The sequence below is a fragment of the Sphingomonas sp. UYP23 genome, from assembly GCF_054059235.1.
Map to the genome: position 1 here is coordinate 205,645 of NZ_JBSSBX010000002.1, position 21,031 is coordinate 226,675.

Consider the following 21,031-nt stretch of genomic DNA (forward strand, 5'->3'; position numbering starts at 1 on the left):
ATATGAGAATGAGGGATATCTCATAATGCGATTGCGGTCAATTCGCGAGAGACGGAGAAGGCAAAATTTGTAGGAGAACTAGTGTGCATGGCAGATCCGCCTAGCATCCGAGCGTCCGGTCACTCATTTGGTGACCGGATGAATTTTGATTGACGACCCCGCTGCCTCACCGTATCCAGTTTGCAAGATCGCCGTAAAAAGAGCGGTTGCGTGTTCGCCGATGACGTTACGGGCAACCGAAGCGCGCCTCGGGAGAGGTCTGGATGCCGCTCGCTTGAACAGCGCTAAACTTTTTCGGTCATGGCTTTCCTTTTGAGTGTGAGACCGGCATGCAACATGACAAGAAGGCTCCGAAGACCACTGACGCCTGCACCGGAATCTTTGCAGGTCCAATCGCGGGCCTGCGCTTCCAAAGCCGAAGTTTCAAAGGCGTCACGAACGAACGCGGAGAGTTTTCGTACGCTGCTGGGGAGTCCATTACTTTTCTGATAGGCGGCGTGGTCCTAGGTGCCACCGAGGGCGCCCCGCGCATTAACCTGGCGCAACTCGTCAATCGCGTCGCCGGTAACATCGACAAGCTCCACGATCCACTCGTCACAAACATAGCCCGCTTTGTGCAAAGTCTCGACCAAGAGGGCAAGATAGAATCCGGAGTGACCATCTCGCCGCTGGTGCACGAGCTTGTAGGGCCGATGGCGCTCAACTTCGGTCAAACCGCCGGCGACCGCGTCCAGACCGCTGACGGACTGGAATCCGCTTTTGGCCCGGATGGAAGCTTCGCCGGCGATCCGCTTCTGATTGGACTTCTTGCCAAACTTGACGCGGCACCGGGAGTGTTCAGCGCGAACACGCCTCGACGGCTCATTAGCGCTGCCGCGGCACGCAACGAACTCCGGCGAAATATTCGCGGTATCGTCAAATTCACGGATGTGAAGGTTCCACTACGGGACGGGTCGTTCGTCTACGCTGACCTCTTCCGTCCCGCGACGGAGGGTCAGTACCCGGTCGTGATGGCGAAGGGTTTCTACGGCAAGAGCTTCTACCACGAATGCATCTGCTCCGAAGAAGATGCGTTGCAGAAGGAGATTCTGGAGGATCGCTTCTTCTCGGGAAATCCGGACGGCCTCCAATACGAAAATCACGAAACGGTCGACTCCTCGGTCTGGGTGCCGAACGGCTATGTCTGCATCCGCGTAGATGCGCGCGGAGTATGCAAGAGTCCGGGCCTTCAGGCGCCGTTTAGCGTTCAGGAAGCCGAGGACTATTACGACGCGATCGAATGGGCTGGGACCGAACCGTGGTCGAATGGCAACGTCGGCTTGTGGGGTATGTCCTATCTCGCGATGACCCAGCACAACGTCGCCAGTCTACAGCCGCCGCACCTCAAGGCGATGATCGCGCAGGGCACCGACGCCGACATCTACAACGAAGCGCTTTACGGGGGCGGCATTTTCGGGGCGGGCTTTTGGAACTGGTGGTGGAAGGCTTGGTCGGGGAGCAACTTTTGCGGCCAGAGGCGCGAGACGGACTGGATGGCGCGCGTTCTCGCCACGCCGTTCAACGACCCGTCCGCCTACGGCCCGCGCGGATCGATCTTCATGATCCCTGATATCGAAAAGGCGACCGCCCCGGTTTGGATCGTCGGTCCGCAGACGGGCGCGATCATCCATCAGCTGGGTAGCAGCGAGACGTTCATCCGGTCGACCGGGGCGGTCGCACGCAAGTTCGACTTTGTCGACGCCTGGTTCCCGGATTGCTACAAGGCATCCTCCACTGTCGAGCACATGCGGTACTTCGATCACTGGCTGAAGGGAGTCGATAACGGGGAGACAGAACTCGCGCCAGTCCGTGTGCAGGTCAGGACCGGCGACGGCGCGCACTTCCTTCTGAAGGACACCTGTTGGCCCTTGTCCGAAACCAGCTATTGCCGGTGGTATCTTGACGCCACGCCGTCCGATTGGACCGGAGATCCCCGCCGGGCGGATCTCCTGCGCGTTGTGGACGAACCGCCAACCGAAGAGAGCCGCGCCGGCTATGGTGCCGACCTGGACGTCGGCACGCCGACGCTTGCGCCTCCCGGGGCGACCGACGGAACGCCGCGTTGGTCAACGGGCGTGTCATTCGTCAGCGACCCATTTACGGAGGACATGATCCTTGCTGGATATATGAAAGTTGGCTTGTGGATGTCGTCCACCAGCAGCGACATGGATATCTTCGTCTCCATGCGGGTGATCGACGAAATGGATCGCGAGATCCGCTACGAAACGCTCGTTCATCCGATAGATCCGATTAATCCGCACCCAGTTGGACATGGGCTGCTGAAAGCATCGCGCCGTAAACTCGATGAGGCGCGATCGAACGAGTACTGGCCGGTTCACACCCACCTCGAAGCAGATCAGGCGTTACTAAAAGATGGCGAGGTCGTCGCCCTCGAGATCGGGCTGAACCCAAGCACGGCTCTGATCCGGAAAGGGTGCCGGCTGCGCGTCGACATACAGCCCTACCCGCCGGCGGGGCTACCAGTGCGAGCCTATGACAAGAGCTATCACGAAGGCGCGACGAACACCGTCTACACCGGTCCGGAACATCCCAGTTACATCCAGCTTCCTATCTTGCCGTCGAAGGCGGCCTGACCTCCACTAACCTTAGGAGATACTACAATGGCCATCCATCACGACAAAACTGAACGGCTTGCGGAAATTCTCGGAAAAGTTCGCGCCATCGGGCCGAGGTTGCGCGAGCGCGCGCTGGCGAACGAGCGCGCGGGGCGGCACTCTGACGAGACGATCTCTGACCTCGACGCGGCTGGTGCGTTCAACATCGGCAGTCCCGCCGAATACGGCGGCGATGAACTATCGGTACGTCAGCAGCTCGAGGTCATCATCGAGGTCGCCAAGTGGGACGGCTCATGCGGCTGGTCCGTATGGGTCGGAGCGTCGACCAATTGGATTCCGGCAGGTTCTGGTCCCCGCGTTGTCGAAGAGGTGTTCGGCGGAAAATGGGTTGGACCGCGTGTGGCCGGATCGAGCCACTTTCCGGCATCGAAAGGCAAAGCGAAACGTACGGAAGGCGGCTGGATCGTCTCGGGAGGTCCGTGGACCTTCGGCAGCGACGCATTGTGGGCGCCCTACACGAATCTCGGCTGCATGGCCGACGACGGCGATGGTCGCTACCTGGTAGGCGTCCAGGTAGCCCGCGACGACCTGCGTTTCCTCGATGACTGGGAGGTCGCTGGCATGAAGGCGACGGGAAGCGTCTCGCTCATGCTCGCGGCAGACGAGCTCTTCGTCCCCGATTACCGCGTCGTGGATTTCCGCGACATAACCGGCGCTAGGATCGATAGCGGACTCGCCGGGTCGATCTGGAAAGCGCCGTCGCTTGGTTGGGCGTTCAGCCTGATGGGCGGGATGTCGATCGGCATTGCGCAAGGGGCGCTGGAACGATTCCTCGACCGCTCGGCGGGACGGCCGATCCGCGGCACGACGTATAAGAACCAGCTAGAGGCGCCGCTGACGCACCTAATGCTTGCTGAAGTTCATTCCAAGCTCCAGGCGGCAACGTTGATGGCGCGTGCCAACGCCGAGGAAACCGACCGGCTCGGCGAACTCTCTGCGGCCGGCACGCCGGCCGATGCCGAACATATGCAAAAGTTCAGTGCCCGCGTGCTAGTCGAGACCGCGTACGTCGCCAGATGGTGCGCCGAGGCCATCGAGTTGCTGCAGCGCAACTCCGGGTCGACCGCGATCATGGAGAGCGAACCGATCCAGCGCGCTTGGCGCGATGCCCGAGTCATCACGCTGCACGGAGCCCTGAATTTGGAGGCGTTGTCCGAGAATCACGGGCGGCTGATGGCGGGCATCCAACCACATAACTTTGCCGGCATCACGACGCTCGACCGCTTCGCGCCTGCGCCTGTGAAGCAGGCCGCCTGAGCGTCGGGCTAGCGAGCCGATCAGAGGCAGCGAATCTTTAATTCGCTGCCTCTTTCCTCGTCGGCGCTTCCGGCGGCGACACCCGTGCTATCCAAAGCAGGCTGAGCGCGAGAACCGGGAAAATCGGTAGCACCAGCAGACCGAGATCGTATGATCCAGTGCGATCGAAGACTTCGCCCATCGCGATAGGCCCGACAATGGCTCCGATTAGCATCACCGCAAAGCATGTCCCAAAGATCCGGGCATACGCCTGTCGCCCGAACCGCCGCGCGACGACGTAGCCCATCACGTCGATCTCCGCTCCTTGCACCGCACCGAGCAAAAAGCCGGCTGGCAGCGCCCAACGAAGTCCGTCGAGCAGCAGCAGGAAGCCGATCGCCTGACCCAGGAAAAAGACTGCGGCGACGCTCCTCACCGAATAGCGGTCCAGCATGACTCCGGTGAACAGGCGTCCGAAGAGCGACCCGGCGGAGCCGATCGCGACGATCGATGCGATTTGTATTGGCGATGCGCCTCGGTCGGAGAGCAATGCGGGAAGATGGAAATTACAGCCGACGACGGCAAAGATTACGAGCAGGAATGAGACCGCGAAAAGCCAGAAGTCACGCGACTGCAGGGCCGCGCCGAGCGTCGCCCCATTTGCATTGGCTCGATCTGGCACATCGCGGCGCTCGGCCTCGGGCACAGGACCACGGTTGTCTCGGACGAAGGCGGCGAGGTTCGCAAGACCGATGATGAGGGCGGTGAAGCCGGCGATCACCGCTGCCGCCCTCCATCCGCGAACCGCCACGTTCGTCGCGATTAGGTAGGAGAAGCCCGCGACGCCTACGGCCAAACCCGTCGAAGTCACGGCAAGTGCGGCGCCGAGACGCTTGTCGAACCATCGTTGCGTCAGTCCCATGAAGGCCGGGTAGCTCGCCAGATTGCCGACCGTGACGGACGCCGCGAGGACCGCAATAAATGCACCGTAGGAATGGACGAGCGATACGGCGGCGTAGCTACAGCATCCCAGCACCGTTCCGATGGCGGCGACACGAGGCGCGCCGAAGCGATCCACCAGATAACCGGCAATCGGCAGGATCAGAGCGTTGCAGGCCGCGGCGACTGCGAGGACGACCGAGAATTCGGTCCTCGACCATCCGAATTCCGTCGTCACCGGTTTCAGGAAGAGCCCAAGCGGTTGAAGCAGAAGTGCGGGCGTCGCCACGCCCATGCCAATGAAACATCCCAGCAGAACCAACCAACGTTTCAAGACGTCTCTCCAATGGTGCGCGAACGTGGTCTCGGATGCCGACCCCGCTACGATCGGCTTGGCAATCGCTTCAGTCGGGTGAGCGGCTCTCGGCCTGCGCGACATTGAGGTACACGTTGAACTCTTCCTGCACGAACTGCGCGAAAGTCTTGGGCGCACGGCCGAGCAGCCATCTCAGCACGTTGGGGTTTCCGACGAAGTCGTGGCTGCTGTAGCGTGCGCTGATTGCCCGCATCGCACGGGCTTCATAGGGGAATTTATCGACTTCCCCGAAGAATTGCTCGAGAAACGCGTCGCAGCTGATCTCCTCAACCCCGATCTCGTTCCCTGTGACATCCGAAATCACTTTCGCGAGATCGCGCGCGGCGAACCGGCCGGGGGCGGCGAGCTCATAGGTCGCGCCCGCATGGCGCTGTCCGTCGAGCAGGACGGAGGCCGCGACCTCCGTCACGTCGTCCAGATCGACCAAAGACTGGTATCTGTCGAGCGACCAGGAGAGCCTGAAGACGCCTTGCTCGAACGCCGGTTTCAATCTGTGCGGCAACATGTAGTTGCTCGGCTGGAGAATGGTGAATTCAAGACCCGAGGAGAGAAGATGCTCCTCGATGTCGCGCTTGATCTCGTGTTGCACCAGGTCAGTGGTGATGGCGTGCAAAACCGACGAAAAGACGAAGTGTTTGACGCCGCAGGCTCGCGCGGCGTCGACCGCCGCCAAACCCATTGCACGTTCCTGGGGGTGAAGCGTCGGCCCCACGTGATAGACGGTGTCCATCCCGTTCATCGCAAGCGCGAGCTGGTCAGGTCGAGACATGTCTCCGACGACGACGTCCGCGACGCCAGCCTCAAGTAACGCGGCCGCGGATTCCACCGTGCGCACGCATGCGCGGACCTCGGCACCGCCCGCCAGAAGTCTGGGTATCAGCCGCTTGCCCTGGTTGCCGTTTGCAGCTGCCACCAGGATCATTGATTTTCCTTTCGAACGAACGAACGTATCGCGTCGGGCGACGGGTTCCGTCGCCCGACGTGCCATTCAGAAACTATATTTTACGGATACTTCGAATGTGCGCGGTTCGCCGGGTACCTCCTGCGGATAGCTTGTGGCGTCGAAGCCGAGGACCGCGGCGATGTACTGGTGGTTGAACAGGTTGCGTACGTAGCCACTCAGTTCCCAATTCTTGTAGGTGTAGCTCGCGTTGAGATTGGTAACGGCGTATCCCGGAGTGCGATACAATGCGAGGACCTGGGTGGTGGTCACCCCGGCAGGTACGCCTGGTCGGCCAGCAAAGGCCGTTCCGGCCGGCACGCCCTGATAATCGTTGTTATAGCTCGAGGTGTAGCTCTCTTCGCCCGTAAAAAGGAACTTTCCGGGACCGATCTCATGGGTGAAAGTGGCCGAGGCGTTTAAGGAATGCTTAGGCGAGCGCACAAGCGGAACGCCCGTGAAATCGACTTGCGGGGAAGGCGGAGTCGGTACGGTGTAGCTGGTGATCTTCGAGTCCGCGTAGGTGTACTGCACACCCAGCCGCAAATCGCTGGACAGCACCGCGACGGCGTCGAGATCGACGCCGCGCCCGTGCGCATTTCCGGCGTTGGTCACGCGTGTGGTGAGGCCGCCACTGACCAGCACGTTCTGCGACAGCTGCAGCGCGCTATATTGGTTGTTGAACAATGCGACGTTCAGTTGAAGACGACGATGCAGAAGCTGAGACTTGAGGCCAATCTCGTACGCGTCAACGTTCTGAGGCGCATAATTCACGAGCGCGAAGGCTCCGCTATTCAGGCCGCCCGGTGAGTTGCCGCGCGAATAGCTCGCATAGGCGATGACATCGCGATCGATCTTGTAGCTCAGATTGGCACTGCCAGTCGTCGCGTCGAACGCCGCGCTGCGGCGGGTGATCGGGGCAGTTGTGATGAGGAAGCCAGCTGTCGTACCGAAAGCGCTGCCGGCCGTTCCGGACAATTCGTCGCGGCCCTGTCGGAGTCCAACCGTTAAGTTCAGTTTGTCGGTAAAATCGTATCCGACCTGGCCGAATGCAGCGAACGCGTCGGTCCTCAGATAGACGGGCTGGTACAGTGCGTTGATCGAGACGCCGGGTATGGCCAGTCCGTCGTACAGCGCCGAGCCGGGGCCGAAGGCCGCGAACGGATGGGCGCGGTCAATCGTTTGGCCACCGGACTGTTTTCCGATCGAGTGCAGGTAGTACAGGCCAAAGATGTAGCTCAGCCGGCCGATCTTGTTTGACAGACGAAGCTCTTGCGAGAACCGATGCTCGTCGAACGGCGTGTCGCCATTTACGATGCTCGCCCGCGTGAGATCCAGAGAAACCTGGATGTCCTGATAGCTATGCTGATAGTCCGTAAGCGAAGCGAGTTCGCCCATCGGCGTTTGGAAGCGCAGATCTAGCGTGCCCTGCTCGCCACGGGTGAAGCCGCGCTGCGGATGAACGTAGGTCGAATCCCAGACCGAGTTGCCGAAGACCAGCGTCGGCGCGAAGCCAGGGCGAGGGTCTCCGAAAACGACGCCTTGTCCGAGCGGCGGCAGGGTGCGCCCGCTATGGACCACGCCCATCGGAATATTGTCGCGAATTATGGTTCCGGTCAGGCGGGCCGTCACGGCCTCGCTCGGTTCCCAAAGCAACCGCACGCGACCGATCTTTCGGTCGTAGCTGTTGCCGCGGTTTCCAGTAACCGAGTCGTAAGTGTAACCGTCACGCTTTTCGCGATCCCCGAAAAAACGAACCGACAAGGTGTCTGTGAGCGGGATCGAGACGGCTCCGCGAACGTGCCACAAAGCCTCGCCATGGACGGAGCTTCCACCGTAGCCCCCGTCGATGTAGCCAGAAAATATCTTCGATGGATCGGTCGAGACGATGTTGATCGCACCGGTAAAGGAGGAGCGCCCATAGAGGGTGCTCTGCGGACCCTTCGCGACTTCGACACGCGCCGTGTCGATCCGGCTGGCGATCGTTACCAATGGTGGTGCGATGAAGACGCCGTCCTGGAAGATGCCGACCGTCGAGTTCGTCCCGACGCCGGCCAGCGTACGATTGCCGAAGCCACGAATGCCAACAGTAGGGATCGGACCAAAGGTCTTAAACGTCACGCCTGAGACCATCGACTGAAGATCGGCAAGCGAATTCAACCGCGCCACTTGGTCGCCGGTCACGGCGGAGACACTCGCAGGAATGTCCTGCAGGCGCTCCGCGACTCGGCGGGCTGTGACGACGATGTCTGCGAGCTGGCCGTCGCTCGGCGCCGAGGGCGCTGGGGCGGCAGGGCTAGGCTGCGCCTGAACGCCTGCGGCGACGCCTTGAGAGGCTTGCGCAAAGCAGGGCGTTGATCCACCGATGACCAGTGCCAACGATGAAACGCGGACGGCCCAGCGCGTCACGCTGAACCGGTCAGAACGAACGCCGCGTTCAAGCTGGGTGTGGAACTGTGACATGCATCCCCTCCAAGGAATAAGCGTGACCTCGTTGGGCCACAAAGCTCTTATAGTCACCAGGCGACTGGCGCAGACTGAGAGCTACGTCATAATGAGAGGCGCGTCAATACCGAGGCGGCCGCAGTGGCGACAACTTGGCGATCTCATCGAACCGCATCCGATCGGGCCTCCACGTCTAACTACGGCTCCCTCTTGGGCAGTCTACTGTGGTGGGGCGGGCGTTATCACTATCATAGTCGCGGGCGCGTTGGTCTCGTTCGCTATCGCACGTGCCTCGCCTGGCAGAATGTAGACGCTGTCGCCGCGATGAAGCTGATGCCGAACACCGTCGGCTTGAACGACGACGAGCGCGCCCCCCGTGAGAACATAGACTTTTCCGATCGGACCCGCGCCCATGGGGACGATCCCCCCAGCGCGAACGGTCGAGTGTCCCACCATCGCGAAGTCGAGCGTGCTCGCCTCACCTCCTTGCAGACGCCGTGCAACCACGTCCTCATGGTCGGGCAGTGTATACAGCGGCGCTGCGTTCAATCGCGTGATTTCCATTGTACGTGCTCTTTCTCTCTTGTTGGGGCAGCCTTCACAAACCGATGTCGAAAACAAACAAGCTCCATTGACAAGGTCATATGGTCACTTAGTAGGTAGGAGCTCGTGTCAGTCAAGCCAGATCGGGACGTTCGCGATTAGCTTAAAGGCAATGCGCGATAAGGTGGCAAGAAGGCGATCGGGAGTGGACGGTGCAGCAATCGCTCGAGTCAGGTGAATATCGGAGAGTCCTGTCGCACTACCCGACCGGGGTTTGCGTGGTCACAGCCGTTCTCGGCGTCGAGCCCATCGGCATGGTCGTCGGTTCGTTCACGTCTGTGTCGCTCGATCCGCCGCTTGTGGCATTTCTTCCAGATCGAAGATCGACCACCTGGCCGAAAATCGAAGCTGCGGGCGACTTCTGCGTCAACGTCCTGTCGGAGCGGCAGCAGGCGATGTGCCGGACTTTTGCGTCAAAAAGCAAAAACAAGTTTGATGAAGTCTCCTATCGTTTGTCTCCACGGGGTGTCCCGATTATCTCGGATGTGGTGGCATGGATCGATTGCCAACTTCATGCGGTTCACGAGGCCGGAGACCATTTTATCGTGGTCGGCCGGGTTCTTGGTCTGAATGTGGAATTGCCCGACCCGCCCCTGGTCTTTTCCCAAGGTGCATACGGTACCTTTTCGCGGAGCATATGCGACATGAACAAAGAACCGGTTCCCGTGACGCGACGGAATGTTGGGTGAGCGAACAGGCGACTCGAATGCAGACAATGGAGCAACGGGTTTTGGAATGTGATGTAGCGATTGTCGGTGCCGGCCCGGTCGGTCTTCTAACGGCGTTGTTGCTTGGCAGGCGAGGTCTGTCTGTTTCCGTCTTCGAGCGGTGGCCGAACTTCTATCCCTTGCCGCGCGCCTGCACGATCGATCACGAAGCGATCCGCATTCTTCAAGGCGCTGGATTGTCAGAGAAGTTCGAGCCACTCATCGACCCGGTGATCGGTCCCGAACGGCCGTACAAGTTTCTGAATGCTATGGGAGAAACGCTGCTGCAGATCGATTGGAATCGTCCCGGTACCTCGGGCTGGGCCCAAGCGAACGGATTCTTTCAGCCCGATCTCGAGAAGATGATAGTCCGCAAGCTCGAGGCCCTGCCCCAAGTGCAGATCATGCGCGGTTGCAACCTGACCGCGTTGGAACAGGGTGCGGACGACGTCCACTTAAAGTTTTCTAAGGACCATGAGCAGGTCCTGACCGAGGTTCAAGCTCGTTTCGTCATCGGCGCCGATGGCGCGCGCAGCACGGTCCGCGAGTTGCTCGACATCGAACAGACCGACCTCGGGTTTTCCTACGAGTGGTTGGTCGTCGACGTGGTGCCGCACGATCAGCGCATATGGGACCCATACGTCGTGCAACATTGCAACCCCGCCCGGCCGACCACACTGGTGAATAGCGGTCCGGGGCGTAGGCGTTGGGAATTCATGCGACTGCCTGACGAAACTGTCGAAGAGCTCAACACCCTCGAGATGGCTTGGAGCCTTCTTGCTCCGTGGGACATAACCCCGCACAATGCCACTTTGGAGCGCCACGCGGTCTACACCTTCCGAGGCTCCTGGGCGAACCAGTGGGGCCGGGGACGCGTATTCCTGGCGGGAGACGCTGCACATCTGATGCCGCCATTTCTGGGCCAAGGCCTTTGCTCTGGCATGCGAGACGCCATCGCGCTTGCTTGGCGGCTGATCGCAGTCCTCAAGAAATCCGCGCCTGAGGATCTGCTCGGCAGCTACGGTCTCGAACGCAGCACCCATGTGCAGGAGATCATCCAACAAGCCGTCGAAATGGGCCGAATTATTTGTATGCTCGATCCCGCGGAGGTGGCCGCGCGCGATGAGCGAATGAAGGCGGCACTTAAGGATCGACGGCTTGCACTCAGGCCGCCGCCGGAGCCTCGCCTGGGCGACGGGAACGCCTACATCTTTTCGGATCGGAACGCCGGGTATCTTTCCATCCAAGGACGGGTCCGTCGCGATGGTCGTGAAGGGCTTTTCGACGACGTCGTGGGGGGGGGGTGGCAGCTTCTCTGGCGCGGCAGCGGCGATGGATCTCAGCTGGACCGGCAAATCCTCGAACAGGTCGAACGGTTTGGCGGCGTTGTCGCCAATCTTGGCCCGTCCGGCGAGACCGTGGATCTCGATGAAAGTTATTCGAGGTGGTTCGATCGGCTTGGCGTCGATGCAGTCCTGGTCCGGCCCGACTTCTACGTGTTCGGATCGGCTTCGACAGCAGAGGTTCACCGACTCGTTGCTTCGGCGGCAAAAATATTGGGTGTTTTCGATCGTGGCTGACCTTGACAAGCCGACGAGGAGCATTCCTCGGAGACGCCGCGAGATCCGTGAACGGTCACGCTGCGGACCAAACGATCGCCAGATCGGCTCGCATCGCAATCGCTGCGCCGGCCGATGAGCTCAGTTTATCAGCCACGAAGCCGGGGCGACGAGGTGGCGTCGACTCTTCCGGAGACAGACACCTTGCTAGCCGGGGCGAAATTTGGAGACTGGCAGGCCGCTGCCGCGAAAGAGGTCAAAGGGCGTGATCTGACCTGGCCGACGCCCGAGGGAATCGCGGTCAAGCCGCTCTATACCGCGGACGACGTCGCCGATCTCGATCCGGGCCTGCCGGGCTTCGCGCCCTTCACGCGCGGCGTGCGCGCCTCGATGTATGCCGGGCGCCCGTGGACGGTGCGGCAATATGCCGGCTTCTCGACCGCCGAGGCCTCCAACGCCTTCTACCGCCGCAACCTCGCGGCGGGACAGAAAGGGCTGTCGGTCGCGTTCGATCTCGCGACGCACCGTGGGTACGATAGCGACCACCCGCGCGTGACCGGCGACGTCGGCAAGGCCGGCGTGGCGATCGACACGATCGACGACATGAAGATCCTGTTCGACGGCATTCCGCTCGACAAGATGTCGGTCTCGATGACGATGAACGGCGCGGTGATCCCGATCCTCGCTTTCTTCATCGTCGCGGGCGAAGAGCAGGGCGTGCCGCGCGACCAGCTCGACGGGACCATCCAGAACGACATCCTCAAGGAGTTCATGGTCCGCAACACCTATATCTACCCGCCCGAGCCGAGCATGCGGATCATTTCGGATATCTTCGGCTACACGTCGCGCGAAATGCCCAAGTTCAATTCGATCTCGATCAGCGGCTATCACATGCAGGAAGCCGGTGCGACGCAGCTTCACGAGCTGGCGTTCACGATCGCCGATGGCCGCGAATATGTGAAATACGGCGTGGCGAGCGGGCTCGATATCGACAAGTTCGCCGGGCGGGTGAGCTTCTTCTTCGCGATCGGCATGAACTTCTTCATGGAGATCGCTAAATTGCGCGCGGCGCGCGTGCTGTGGCACCGCGTGATGACCGATCTCGGTGCGAAGGACGAGCGGAGCAAGATGCTGCGCACGCACTGCCAGACTTCGGGCGTGTCGCTGACCGAGCAGGATCCGTACAACAACGTCATCCGCACCACGGTCGAGGCGATGGCGGCGATGCTGGGGGGCACGCAGTCGCTCCACACCAACGCGCTCGACGAGGCGATCGCGCTGCCGACCGATTTCTCCGCCCGGATCGCGCGCAACACGCAGATCGTGCTGCAGGAAGAGACTGGGATGACCAAGGTCGTCGATCCGCTCGGCGGCAGTTATTATATCGAGAGCTTGACCGCCGAGCTGGTCGACAAGGCGTGGGAGATCATCGTGCGGGTCGAGGCCGATGGCGGGATGGCCAAGGCGGTCGCCGCCGGCTGGCCCAAGGCGATGATCGAGGAAGCCTCCGCCGCCCGCGCCGCGCGCGTCGACAAAGGCGAGGACACGATCGTCGGCGTCAACAAGTACAAGCTCGCCGAGCAGGACCCGATCGACATTCTCGATGTCGACAATGTCGCGGTGCGCGAATCGCAGATCGCACGGATCGCCAAGTCCAAGGCCGGACGCGACCAGGCAAAATGCACGGCGGCGCTCGATGCGTTGCGCGAAGGCGCGCGCGGCACCGCCAATGTGCTCGAACTCGCGGTCGAATGTGCGCGGCAGCGGGCGACGCTCGGCGAAATTTCCAGCGCGATGGAGGATGTGTTCGGACGCTACGACACCGTCCCCACCCCGGTTTCGGGCATTTACGGCGGTGCCTATGAATTCGACGCCGAATGGCAGGGTCTCAAGGACGGCGTGGCGTCGCTCGAGCGTCGCAACGGTCGTCGCCCGCGCATGCTAGTCGCCAAGATGGGGCAGGACGGGCATGATCGCGGCGCGAATTTGGTGTCGTCGGCATTCGGCGATCTCGGTTTCGAAGTCGTGCCGGGGCCGCTGTTCCAGACGCCGTCCGAGGCCGCCAAACTGGCGATCGAGAGCGATGTCGACGTGGTCGGTGCCTCGTCGCTGGCAGCGGGGCACAAGACGCTGATCCCCGAGCTGATCGGGCATCTGCGCGAGGCCGGTCGCAGCGACATCAAGGTGATCGCGGGCGGGGTGATCCCGGCGCAGGATTATCAATTCCTGCGCGACGCGGGCGTGCAGGGGATTTTCGGGCCGGGCACCAATCTGGTAAGCGCGGCGGGCGAAGTTTTACGACTGCTGGGGCACAATATGCCGCCGGTCGAGCTCGATTAACAGCGTGATTACAAACCGTTGTAAATGTCAGACCGATGGGAATTCATGCATGGCCCGTAGGCGATACTCGATAAGACTCCAAGCGTCGTTGCCGCATGGTTTTGCCGTTTCTTGTGCTAATAACCGTTGAAACGCCGCTAACGGTCCAGTCAAAGGCGCCTTGTGCGACGAGGGAAACCAGGTCTGCATCTTCGTCCGTGCGAAACGAGCAACTTCATCTTGACCGGAGACGGCATTGCTTGGATGCGATTTGGCTATTAGGGGCGTCTTTACGCCACCGATCCGGACGCTGGATTCTTTGGCGTAGCCATAGCCATAGCCATAGCCATGCGTGTCGTGACGTATCTCAGTTTCGTCAGACCTTAAGTAGGCACGCGAACTTAACGAGGACTTCGTTTATCCGGCCGCTGACATCGCCTCAGAAGGCGCGGCCGGGACGAAGCGCACGGTCGGCGAAAAACGGCGAGATCCGTCCGCGATGCTACCGTTCTGTGGACCACAAGGCCGAATGGTTCGCGCATCTGTCGCGCCTCGGGTATTCCGTCTCGTTCGATCCGGGTCGACCTTGCATCTATAGGGTCACCGGTTTGAAAAAAGCACTGTGGGCAATTTTCTGGCGCCAAAGTTTTCGGCGACAGCGCCCGCGTCCAGAATGGATCGCCGAGCGCGAGGGGAGATTCGACGGTGTCGTCGAGGCGCGTATGAGGCGATTACCCCGGCCGCGATATCTCGACTTGAGCGGCTGGACTTTGGTGACGAACAACTGAAGGCTTTGCTTCGCGTGGGCGTAGAAAAATGGCGACCGGAAGCGCGTTTGAACGCGGGCGAATCGAGACGTTAGGTGAGCGGGTCCACCCGCTCCGTGGCTTGGGAAGGCTCCTTGGAAGCCCGCATGACGATGCTCCGCCTGTCGAGCGCTTGCAAAGCGTGAGCAAGGCTGCGACACCTGTGGCCAAGTGACCACGTGACATAGGGACTTTCCCGTTGCAGACCAGCATCGTGTCGACCGAGATTAGCGCGCCGCGTCGGCGTAAAGTGAAGCTAGTCGATGAGATCATCGAATCTCTGCGTCAGGATATCGTAACACGTCGCCTTCCACACGGAGAGCGTCTGCCAAGTGAGAAGGAACTTTCAGACCGTTTTGGCGTCAGCCAGCCGACGGTGAGAGAAGCGATCCGCGCGCTGGAGACGCTCGGACTCGTCGATGTTTTTCATGGCAACGGCACCTTTGTTCGCAGCCAGGGGAACTACGGGCTTGCATCCGCGCTGCAGACGCTCGTCCAGCTTGAGAGCGTCGAGATCATGGAGGTGCTCGAGGTGCGTCAGCTGCTTGGCCGCCAATCGATTGAAGCTGCTGCCGTGAATGCGACTACTCAGGACATCGATTCGATCGCTCAGGCGTGCGCCCGGTTCGACCGGATCGATCAGGTGACGAAGGTTGAAGACATCACTTCGCTTATCCTAGATTTCCAACGCGCGGTCTCCGCCGCTTCGCATAGGCCGCTTCTACGCTCGCTTGAGGAGTTCATGCTTGCCTTGTTGAACGAGGTTCAGGTCAATTCTTTGGGCGAGCGAGGAATTCGGTTTTGGCGTGCGCGAGCGACGGATTTTCAGATTCACCGCGTCGCAATCCTCAAAGGCCTGGAGTCGGGCGACCCACAGACCGCGCTTCAGGCGATGAACAGTTATTTCCAGGCTCAGCGGTCACGTTTTGAAAAAGACAAGAACATGAGCGCGCTAAACCTATCGAGCCCTGGATTGATCGCAGTCGTTGCAAATATGGTTCGTCTAATAAAGGACTGAAGACTTTGCTTACATATGCTAAGTCGGTGTAAGATGTTAGCGCAAGGCTTCCATAGAAAGCTGTGCATCTGGAGATGATCTGAGAGGACTACCAATGACCAGGAATAAACTATCAGTAGTGGCAAATATCGCGCGCGATGCGGCTTCGGTTGACTATGGAGTATTCGGCGATACGAAAATGGCGCTGAAGCCAGAAATTACCTCAGCGCGCAGCGGAGCGAAGTCTTGCCCAGGATGCGCGGGTACTGGCGTGGCCTATGTTGCGTGGAGCAAAGACATCGATGCGACCGTAGTGTACTGCTATTGTCATAAATCGGCACGAGCCAGCAAGATTCTAAACGCTTTTTGTTTGAGCTTTACCTTGGCGGTATTGCTCGTCTTGATCTTTGCAGGTCCACGTCTCTAACGCCGACCTGGCGGTTGTCTATTGTCGAAAGCGCCACCGTTTCGTCAGTTTCCGTGAAGCGAGTGGACCCGCTCGCCAGACCGCGTGACGAGCGCGGCTTGTCAACGACCCAGTTTTGCAGCTTCTCAAGAAGCCCGCCGCGACACTCACCGATCTTCAACACAGCGAGTTTCAGCACCGCCGGGCGCGCAAGGTTACTCCGTCACTTCGTGCGGCTCCGGCGGCCCGCCGCGCCTGATACGATGGTCACGAGAGGCGATCGCGCCGTCGCCGACCCTGGCGCGGACTCCGTCGTTTGCAGCAAAGCCACGTCGCCCGCTAGAACGGGCGGCAGCGATCGTGACGTTTGAGTCTCGCGCCGATCAAACCCGGCTCTGCTTGGCGAGAGACCCAAAGAAATCACGGCGTCTTGCGCCATGATCGGATCGTTTTCCGGGATTGATCGCCTTCACGATGACCGGGGTCTGATCGCCCGCCGCCATCCCGGTAGCCTCTCGTCATCCATCCCCCCCGGAGCCTGTGATCGCGTGGTGGGACACACCTGCTCACTTCCTCTAAACAGAACGAGACTATGGCGTTGGGCATGGATGCCGGAGTGCGACCACGGCCAGCCGCACGCGGTACGGCGACGCTGTGGAGCGTTACTGTCCGCGCCAGATTCTTAGGACCGGGTTCGTTTTCTTCCACTGATATTCTACATTGACCTGAGGAGATACGGACCATTCGCCGCATGTTCCGTATCTAATCAGGTCGAAACGGGGGTTAACCTGTGCCGCGATCAGCAGGCCTCAAAACGTCAACCGCAGCCGCTTGCGGCACACACCTTCACCGGCAGCTGCAGATAGGATGCATATTCCCCGCCGGTGTGGATGATGTGCTGGCCATAGTTTACGGCCGGCACGTTGGCTGTCCCAGGCATCACCCCCCCTAAAATATGATGGCCGCTTATTGTCAGTCGAAGCTGCTCTCCCGGGTAAAGTATCAGACCGACGGGGAAGAGATCGATGTCGATGCACACGACTTGGCCAGGGCAGACCTTCTCTACCCGATCGAAGCTGTGCGCCGGGACGCTATCGCTCGATTTCCCGTCATCGAGATGTCGCAGCGAGACGCGGAGACGACCATTCGATCCTTTGTATTTCAGAATCGCAGCGCCGGCCTGGGTCACCGCCTGTATCTGTGGTCCGCGGCCGGGCACCGTGAACTGTTCCAGCAACTCACCTTCCGCGTTCAGCTTCTGAACGAACACGAACAGGTCCATATCGTCGCCATCATCCGTCTCGACCCAGAGACGCGCCATGGGGTAGCCGACGAATTCGGTCCGAGCGTCGACTCGTAGGCTGAAGCAGGCGCTTCCGTCGTCGGCGCGACCGTCATAGCTCGCCGTCGCGGCACGCGCAGGTGCCTCCGAGCTCAGCGTGTGGGAGTTGGAATCCAGGTAGAATTGGGTCTCGGTAAAATCCTCGGGCGGAAAGGCACCGGCCGGCTGGTTGACGAGATCGCCTCCCTCAAGGTCCATGACTGCGTATCGGACCCGCGGAGTTTCGCTCCAACCGTTGTCGGAGCCCTTGAGATAGTGATCAAAGAAGCGGAGCAGGTCTTTGAGGTTCGCCTCTTCGTAATAGTCCGGCCATTCCATTGTGTTATGAATGCGCAACCACTTTTCGGCCGAAGCAATGCTACGCCAGCCGCGAAACGTACCGGGGGTATGAATGGAGTTCGAGTAGCTCGCGACGATCGACGCAGGGACCTTAATCTTTTCGAACGCCGGTATCTTCGACTCCCATAGCGCGTCGACTAGCGGGTGCTGCTCGGCTTCGGCGACGAGATCTTCTCGAAGATTGTTGCCGACGAGTGAGGTCTCAAGCGTGCGAGGGAAAGGAAAATCGGGAATCCCGCCGCGGACGACCAGATCTCGATAGATGTCGCTCATCCCTTCCCACGGCGCGATCGCCGCCAGATGGGGAGGTTGCTCGGCCGCGACGAACCATTGCGAGATGGCGAGATATGAATTCCCGGTGGTGCCGACCTTGCCGTTGCACCAATCCTGGACGCCGAGCCATTCGATCAGGTCGGAATAGTCCTCGCCTTCCTGCTGGCTCCATACTCTGATGTCACCTTCGGAGTTGTACGCTCCCCGAGGATCGGGATTGCAGACCGCATAGCCATGCGCGCACCAGAATGCCGGATCTGGACCTTCGAATTTCATAAGGCCCGACATCGTCGCGATGTCCATTCCGAGTAGCCCGAACAACTGGATGTATTGCGCAGCATTGCCCCGGCTCTTGCCATACGGGCTCCAGGCCACGATGACCGGGACTTTCTCGACGCCGGCAGGCCGCAGGATGTCAGTGTAGATGATCGTGCCGTCGCGGAGCCTCACAGCGACGTCTTTTTCGAAGACGATTTCGACCGGGATCGGCATAAAGCCGGGCTTCACCTGAAAGCCGACGGGAAGCGTGCGCGTACCCGGCTCAAACTGAGTAAAGACGCCGTGCCGGCTCTCGTCGTCGCGATAGGCTGGAACGAACGTTTCGAGTTGCTCGGGCATGATTGAGGCCTTTCTCAATGTGAGAGTATGTTAAATTGCGGGTGGTCTTTGACCAACTCGTCGAACATGATGGCCAGTCCGGAAAGCGCGAATTCGATCGTCGGCGGATCGTCGAAGCGACCGTCGACGATCTTCGCGCCGACGTTGCCGATCACGATCTCCGGCGTGGCGACCGGCTTGGCAAGCGCCGACGTCACCGTTTCCCGGATCTGATATTGCGCCCGTACCCCCCCGGTGAAGGCTGGCGACACCGTGACCACAAGTACCGGCTTTCCCTTCAACGGTGATCCGTTGTGCGGCCTGGAGGCCCAGTCGAGCGCGTTCTTCAGAACGCCGGGGATTCCATGATTGTATTCTGGCGAAACGATGACGATGCCGTCGGACGCTACGATCTGGGCGCGCAGCCGCGCCACTGCCGAAGGCAGCGGCTCGACGTACAGATCTTGATTGAAATGCGGGAGCGCCCCAATGTCAGCAAACTCATAGTCTGCGCGCTCGGTTGATGCTGCGGCCAATGCTTCCAGCACGCGTGTGGAATGGGCGTCGGACCGAAGGCTGCCCGAGATGCCGAGCAGGCGAAAGCGCTGCGGCGACGGATGTCGCCTTGGCCGGATCGAGATGGAGTCGGAGGTCATGACCGAGCGACGTCGCGCCGCGCCACCCGGTTGCTGGCTATGCCGATCTGCTCGATCTCGATCTCAAGATGGTCGCCCTCGCGAAGAAAAACCGGCGGCGTTTTGGCATATCCGACGCCGGCGGGTGTGCCGGTCGCTATGATGTCGCCAGGCTCTAAGGTCATCGCTTCCGAAAGCGTCGTGATGAGCTGCGCGACGTCGAAGATCAGGTCGGCGGTGTTGCTATCCTGCATGGTGAGACCATTGACACGCGAGACGATCCGGAGGCCCGCAGCACCGGCTGGCAACTCGTCGGGCGTTACCAGTTCCGCGCTAAAGGACCCGGTCTCATCGAAATTCTTGCCCACCGTCCACTGGCTTGTTTTGCGCTGATAGTCGCGGATGGTGCCATCGTTGAAACAGCAATAGCCTGCGACATGGTCGAGCGGGTTATTGCTGATCCTTGTTGCGCGTTTGCCGATGACGACCGCGAGTTCGGCTTCGAAATCGAGCTTGTCGGAGCAATCGGGGAGAATGATGGAGTCGTTCGGACCAATCAGCGAGGTGGCGCCTCGCAGAAACACAGCTGGATAATCGGGAATCGCGTTGCCGCCTTCCTCGGCATGCGCCCGATAATTCAAACCGATGCAGATCAGCTTCCCCGGCCGCGGCACCGGCATCTGGAGGATCACGTCCGATAGCCCGATTTCTTCGCCTTGAGGATACCGAGTTGGGTTCACCGCTAGCTCGATTGCGGAAGGCGCATTGGGATGGATGCGAATTTTATTCCCGATCAGCGCGCCACACTTAGTGCTCCCATCGTGCAGAAACGTCACAATACGCATGATGAAACTCCGGTTTTTAGCGAGTCGTGGCGGCGAACGCGGTCGCGTCGTCGGCGAATGCGGTGGCGTCGTTCCACCACCGCTGGGGAGGTTCGATCCAACCCCCGACCTTGAATCCGGGGACCTCCCATCTGAGTGGCTCGTCTTCGATGTCGACCGTATGGTAGTGGCTCGGAAACAACTCCACCCGGTGGCCGTCCGGATCACGAAGATACAGGAAGCGCGCCAGGCCGGGGCTGAAGTGTCGGGCGGGGCCGAATTCTATCTGCCCCTCTCGATCCTGTCCCACGAGCAGGTCGCAGACATGCATCAGATAGTGGGTCTCGGGCACCTGCATGGCGAAATGATGAAGCTTGGGGCCGGGCCGGTTAGAAAACACGATGTCGTGCGGATTGCCTTTGCGCTGGAGAAACACCATTTCGAGGCTGTCCCCGGCGACGACGTACTCGGACAAGCGGAAGCCGATTCCGTTGTAAAACTCGAGGCTCTCCCTCACCTTGGGGGTGGTAATCTGGAAGTGGTCGAGTCGTAGCGCGCATGCGCCGCGGTAGCGTTCGGCATTTGCGAACAATCGGGGGCGTGTTTCCATCGTCGCGCAGAATTCCAACGGAGTGCCGGCCGGGTCGAAAGTATGCAGCGTGCGACCTTGAAACGGGACATCGACCCATTCGGTCAAAAAGCCGGACGCGGCAAAGTGCGACTCCAGCAGATCGAGATCGTCTTCGGTTAGGACGCGAAGACCGATCCGCTCGGCGGCGACTTCTCCCTTCTTCAGAACGACGCTGTGGTGACATGCCTCTTCGAGTCCGCGGAGCCAGAGGGTCGAGCTATCCTCGTCGCTGACGACCATGCCGAGGGTGTCGCAATAGAAGGCCCGACTGGCTTCCAGGTCACTGACGCGCGAAACGACATGGCTGGCGCGCGTCACGTTGAACGCGGGTTTGTAGACTGGTTTCGGCAATTTCATTCTTGATCTCCCGGTCGCGCCATGA

At 60.4% G+C, this 21,031-nt stretch carries 15 protein-coding genes; 7 read left to right on the forward strand and 8 right to left on the reverse strand.

Features of this window, described 5'->3' with window-relative positions:
* Positions 1 to 329 precede the first annotated feature (329 nt).
* Positions 330 to 2,633, forward strand: a complete 2,304-nt coding sequence (locus ACVWYO_RS23985; protein ID WP_457355483.1) for a CocE/NonD family hydrolase — start codon at positions 330 to 332, stop codon at positions 2,631 to 2,633.
* Between the two features lie 27 nt (positions 2,634 to 2,660).
* Positions 2,661 to 3,932, forward strand: a complete 1,272-nt coding sequence (locus tag ACVWYO_RS23990) for an acyl-CoA dehydrogenase family protein (protein ID WP_457355485.1) — start codon at positions 2,661 to 2,663, stop codon at positions 3,930 to 3,932.
* Between the two features lie 37 nt (positions 3,933 to 3,969).
* Here the strand turns inward: ACVWYO_RS23990 and ACVWYO_RS23995 are convergent, their stop codons facing one another.
* The 4 genes from ACVWYO_RS23995 to ACVWYO_RS24010 all read right to left on the reverse strand — a co-directional run bounded on the left by ACVWYO_RS23995 (position 3,970) and on the right by ACVWYO_RS24010 (position 9,175).
* Positions 3,970 to 5,184, reverse strand: a complete 1,215-nt coding sequence (locus tag ACVWYO_RS23995) for an MFS transporter (RefSeq protein WP_457355487.1) — start codon at positions 5,182 to 5,184, stop codon at positions 3,970 to 3,972.
* A 70-nt stretch (positions 5,185 to 5,254) separates the two neighbouring features.
* Positions 5,255 to 6,148: an SDR family oxidoreductase gene (locus ACVWYO_RS24000; RefSeq protein ID WP_457355489.1), complete on the reverse strand. Its 894-nt coding sequence runs from the start codon at positions 6,146 to 6,148 to the stop codon at positions 5,255 to 5,257.
* A gap of 66 nt (positions 6,149 to 6,214) precedes the next feature.
* Positions 6,215 to 8,629 carry a TonB-dependent receptor gene (locus ACVWYO_RS24005; protein WP_457355491.1) on the reverse strand — a complete coding sequence of 805 codons (2,415 nt, stop codon included), beginning with the start codon at positions 8,627 to 8,629 and terminating at the stop codon, positions 6,215 to 6,217.
* A 201-nt stretch (positions 8,630 to 8,830) separates the two neighbouring features.
* Complete coding sequence (locus tag ACVWYO_RS24010; protein ID WP_457355493.1) at positions 8,831 to 9,175, reverse strand: cupin domain-containing protein; 345 nt, start codon at positions 9,173 to 9,175, stop codon at positions 8,831 to 8,833.
* Between the two features lie 191 nt (positions 9,176 to 9,366).
* On the opposite strand from ACVWYO_RS24010, the gene ACVWYO_RS24015 reads away from it, so the two are divergent.
* The 5 genes from ACVWYO_RS24015 to ACVWYO_RS24035 all read left to right on the forward strand — a co-directional run bounded on the left by ACVWYO_RS24015 (position 9,367) and on the right by ACVWYO_RS24035 (position 16,029).
* Positions 9,367 to 9,903 (forward strand): flavin reductase family protein, encoded by a 537-nt coding sequence (locus ACVWYO_RS24015; protein WP_457355495.1) that lies wholly within the window; start codon positions 9,367 to 9,369, stop codon positions 9,901 to 9,903.
* The gene (gene mhpA / locus ACVWYO_RS24020; protein WP_457355497.1) at positions 9,900 to 11,501 is read left to right on the forward strand and encodes a bifunctional 3-(3-hydroxy-phenyl)propionate/3-hydroxycinnamic acid hydroxylase MhpA; all 1,602 of its coding nucleotides are present in this window, start codon (positions 9,900 to 9,902) and stop codon (positions 11,499 to 11,501) included. The genes ACVWYO_RS24015 and mhpA overlap by 4 nt, the downstream gene beginning before the upstream one ends.
* 153 nt (positions 11,502 to 11,654) lie before the next feature.
* Entirely contained in the window at positions 11,655 to 13,820 is a 2,166-nt protein-coding gene (gene scpA, locus ACVWYO_RS24025) for a methylmalonyl-CoA mutase (protein ID WP_457355500.1), read from the forward strand.
* 984 nt (positions 13,821 to 14,804) lie between these two features.
* On the forward strand, positions 14,805 to 15,623 hold the full coding sequence (locus ACVWYO_RS24030) for a FadR/GntR family transcriptional regulator (RefSeq protein WP_457355502.1): 819 nt from the start codon (positions 14,805 to 14,807) through the stop codon (positions 15,621 to 15,623).
* A gap of 94 nt (positions 15,624 to 15,717) precedes the next feature.
* Positions 15,718 to 16,029, forward strand: a complete 312-nt coding sequence (locus tag ACVWYO_RS24035; protein WP_457355504.1) for a hypothetical protein — start codon at positions 15,718 to 15,720, stop codon at positions 16,027 to 16,029.
* A gap of 796 nt (positions 16,030 to 16,825) precedes the next feature.
* On the opposite strand, the gene ACVWYO_RS24040 is transcribed toward ACVWYO_RS24035, so the two are convergent.
* Genes ACVWYO_RS24040 through ACVWYO_RS24055 form a run of 4 tightly spaced genes read right to left on the reverse strand, consistent with a single transcriptional unit; the run spans position 16,826 to position 21,006 of the window.
* Entirely contained in the window at positions 16,826 to 18,580 is a 1,755-nt protein-coding gene (locus tag ACVWYO_RS24040) for a CocE/NonD family hydrolase (RefSeq protein WP_457355506.1), read from the reverse strand.
* A 14-nt stretch (positions 18,581 to 18,594) separates the two neighbouring features.
* Positions 18,595 to 19,215: an NADPH-dependent FMN reductase gene (locus ACVWYO_RS24045; protein ID WP_457355508.1), complete on the reverse strand. Its 621-nt coding sequence runs from the start codon at positions 19,213 to 19,215 to the stop codon at positions 18,595 to 18,597.
* Entirely contained in the window at positions 19,212 to 20,039 is an 828-nt protein-coding gene (locus ACVWYO_RS24050; protein WP_457355510.1) for a fumarylacetoacetate hydrolase family protein, read from the reverse strand. Before ACVWYO_RS24050 ends, ACVWYO_RS24045 begins: the two co-directional genes overlap by 4 nt.
* Before the next feature lie 16 nt (positions 20,040 to 20,055).
* On the reverse strand, positions 20,056 to 21,006 hold the full coding sequence (locus ACVWYO_RS24055) for a VOC family protein (RefSeq protein ID WP_457355512.1): 951 nt from the start codon (positions 21,004 to 21,006) through the stop codon (positions 20,056 to 20,058).
* Positions 21,007 to 21,031: the final 25 nt, after the last annotated feature.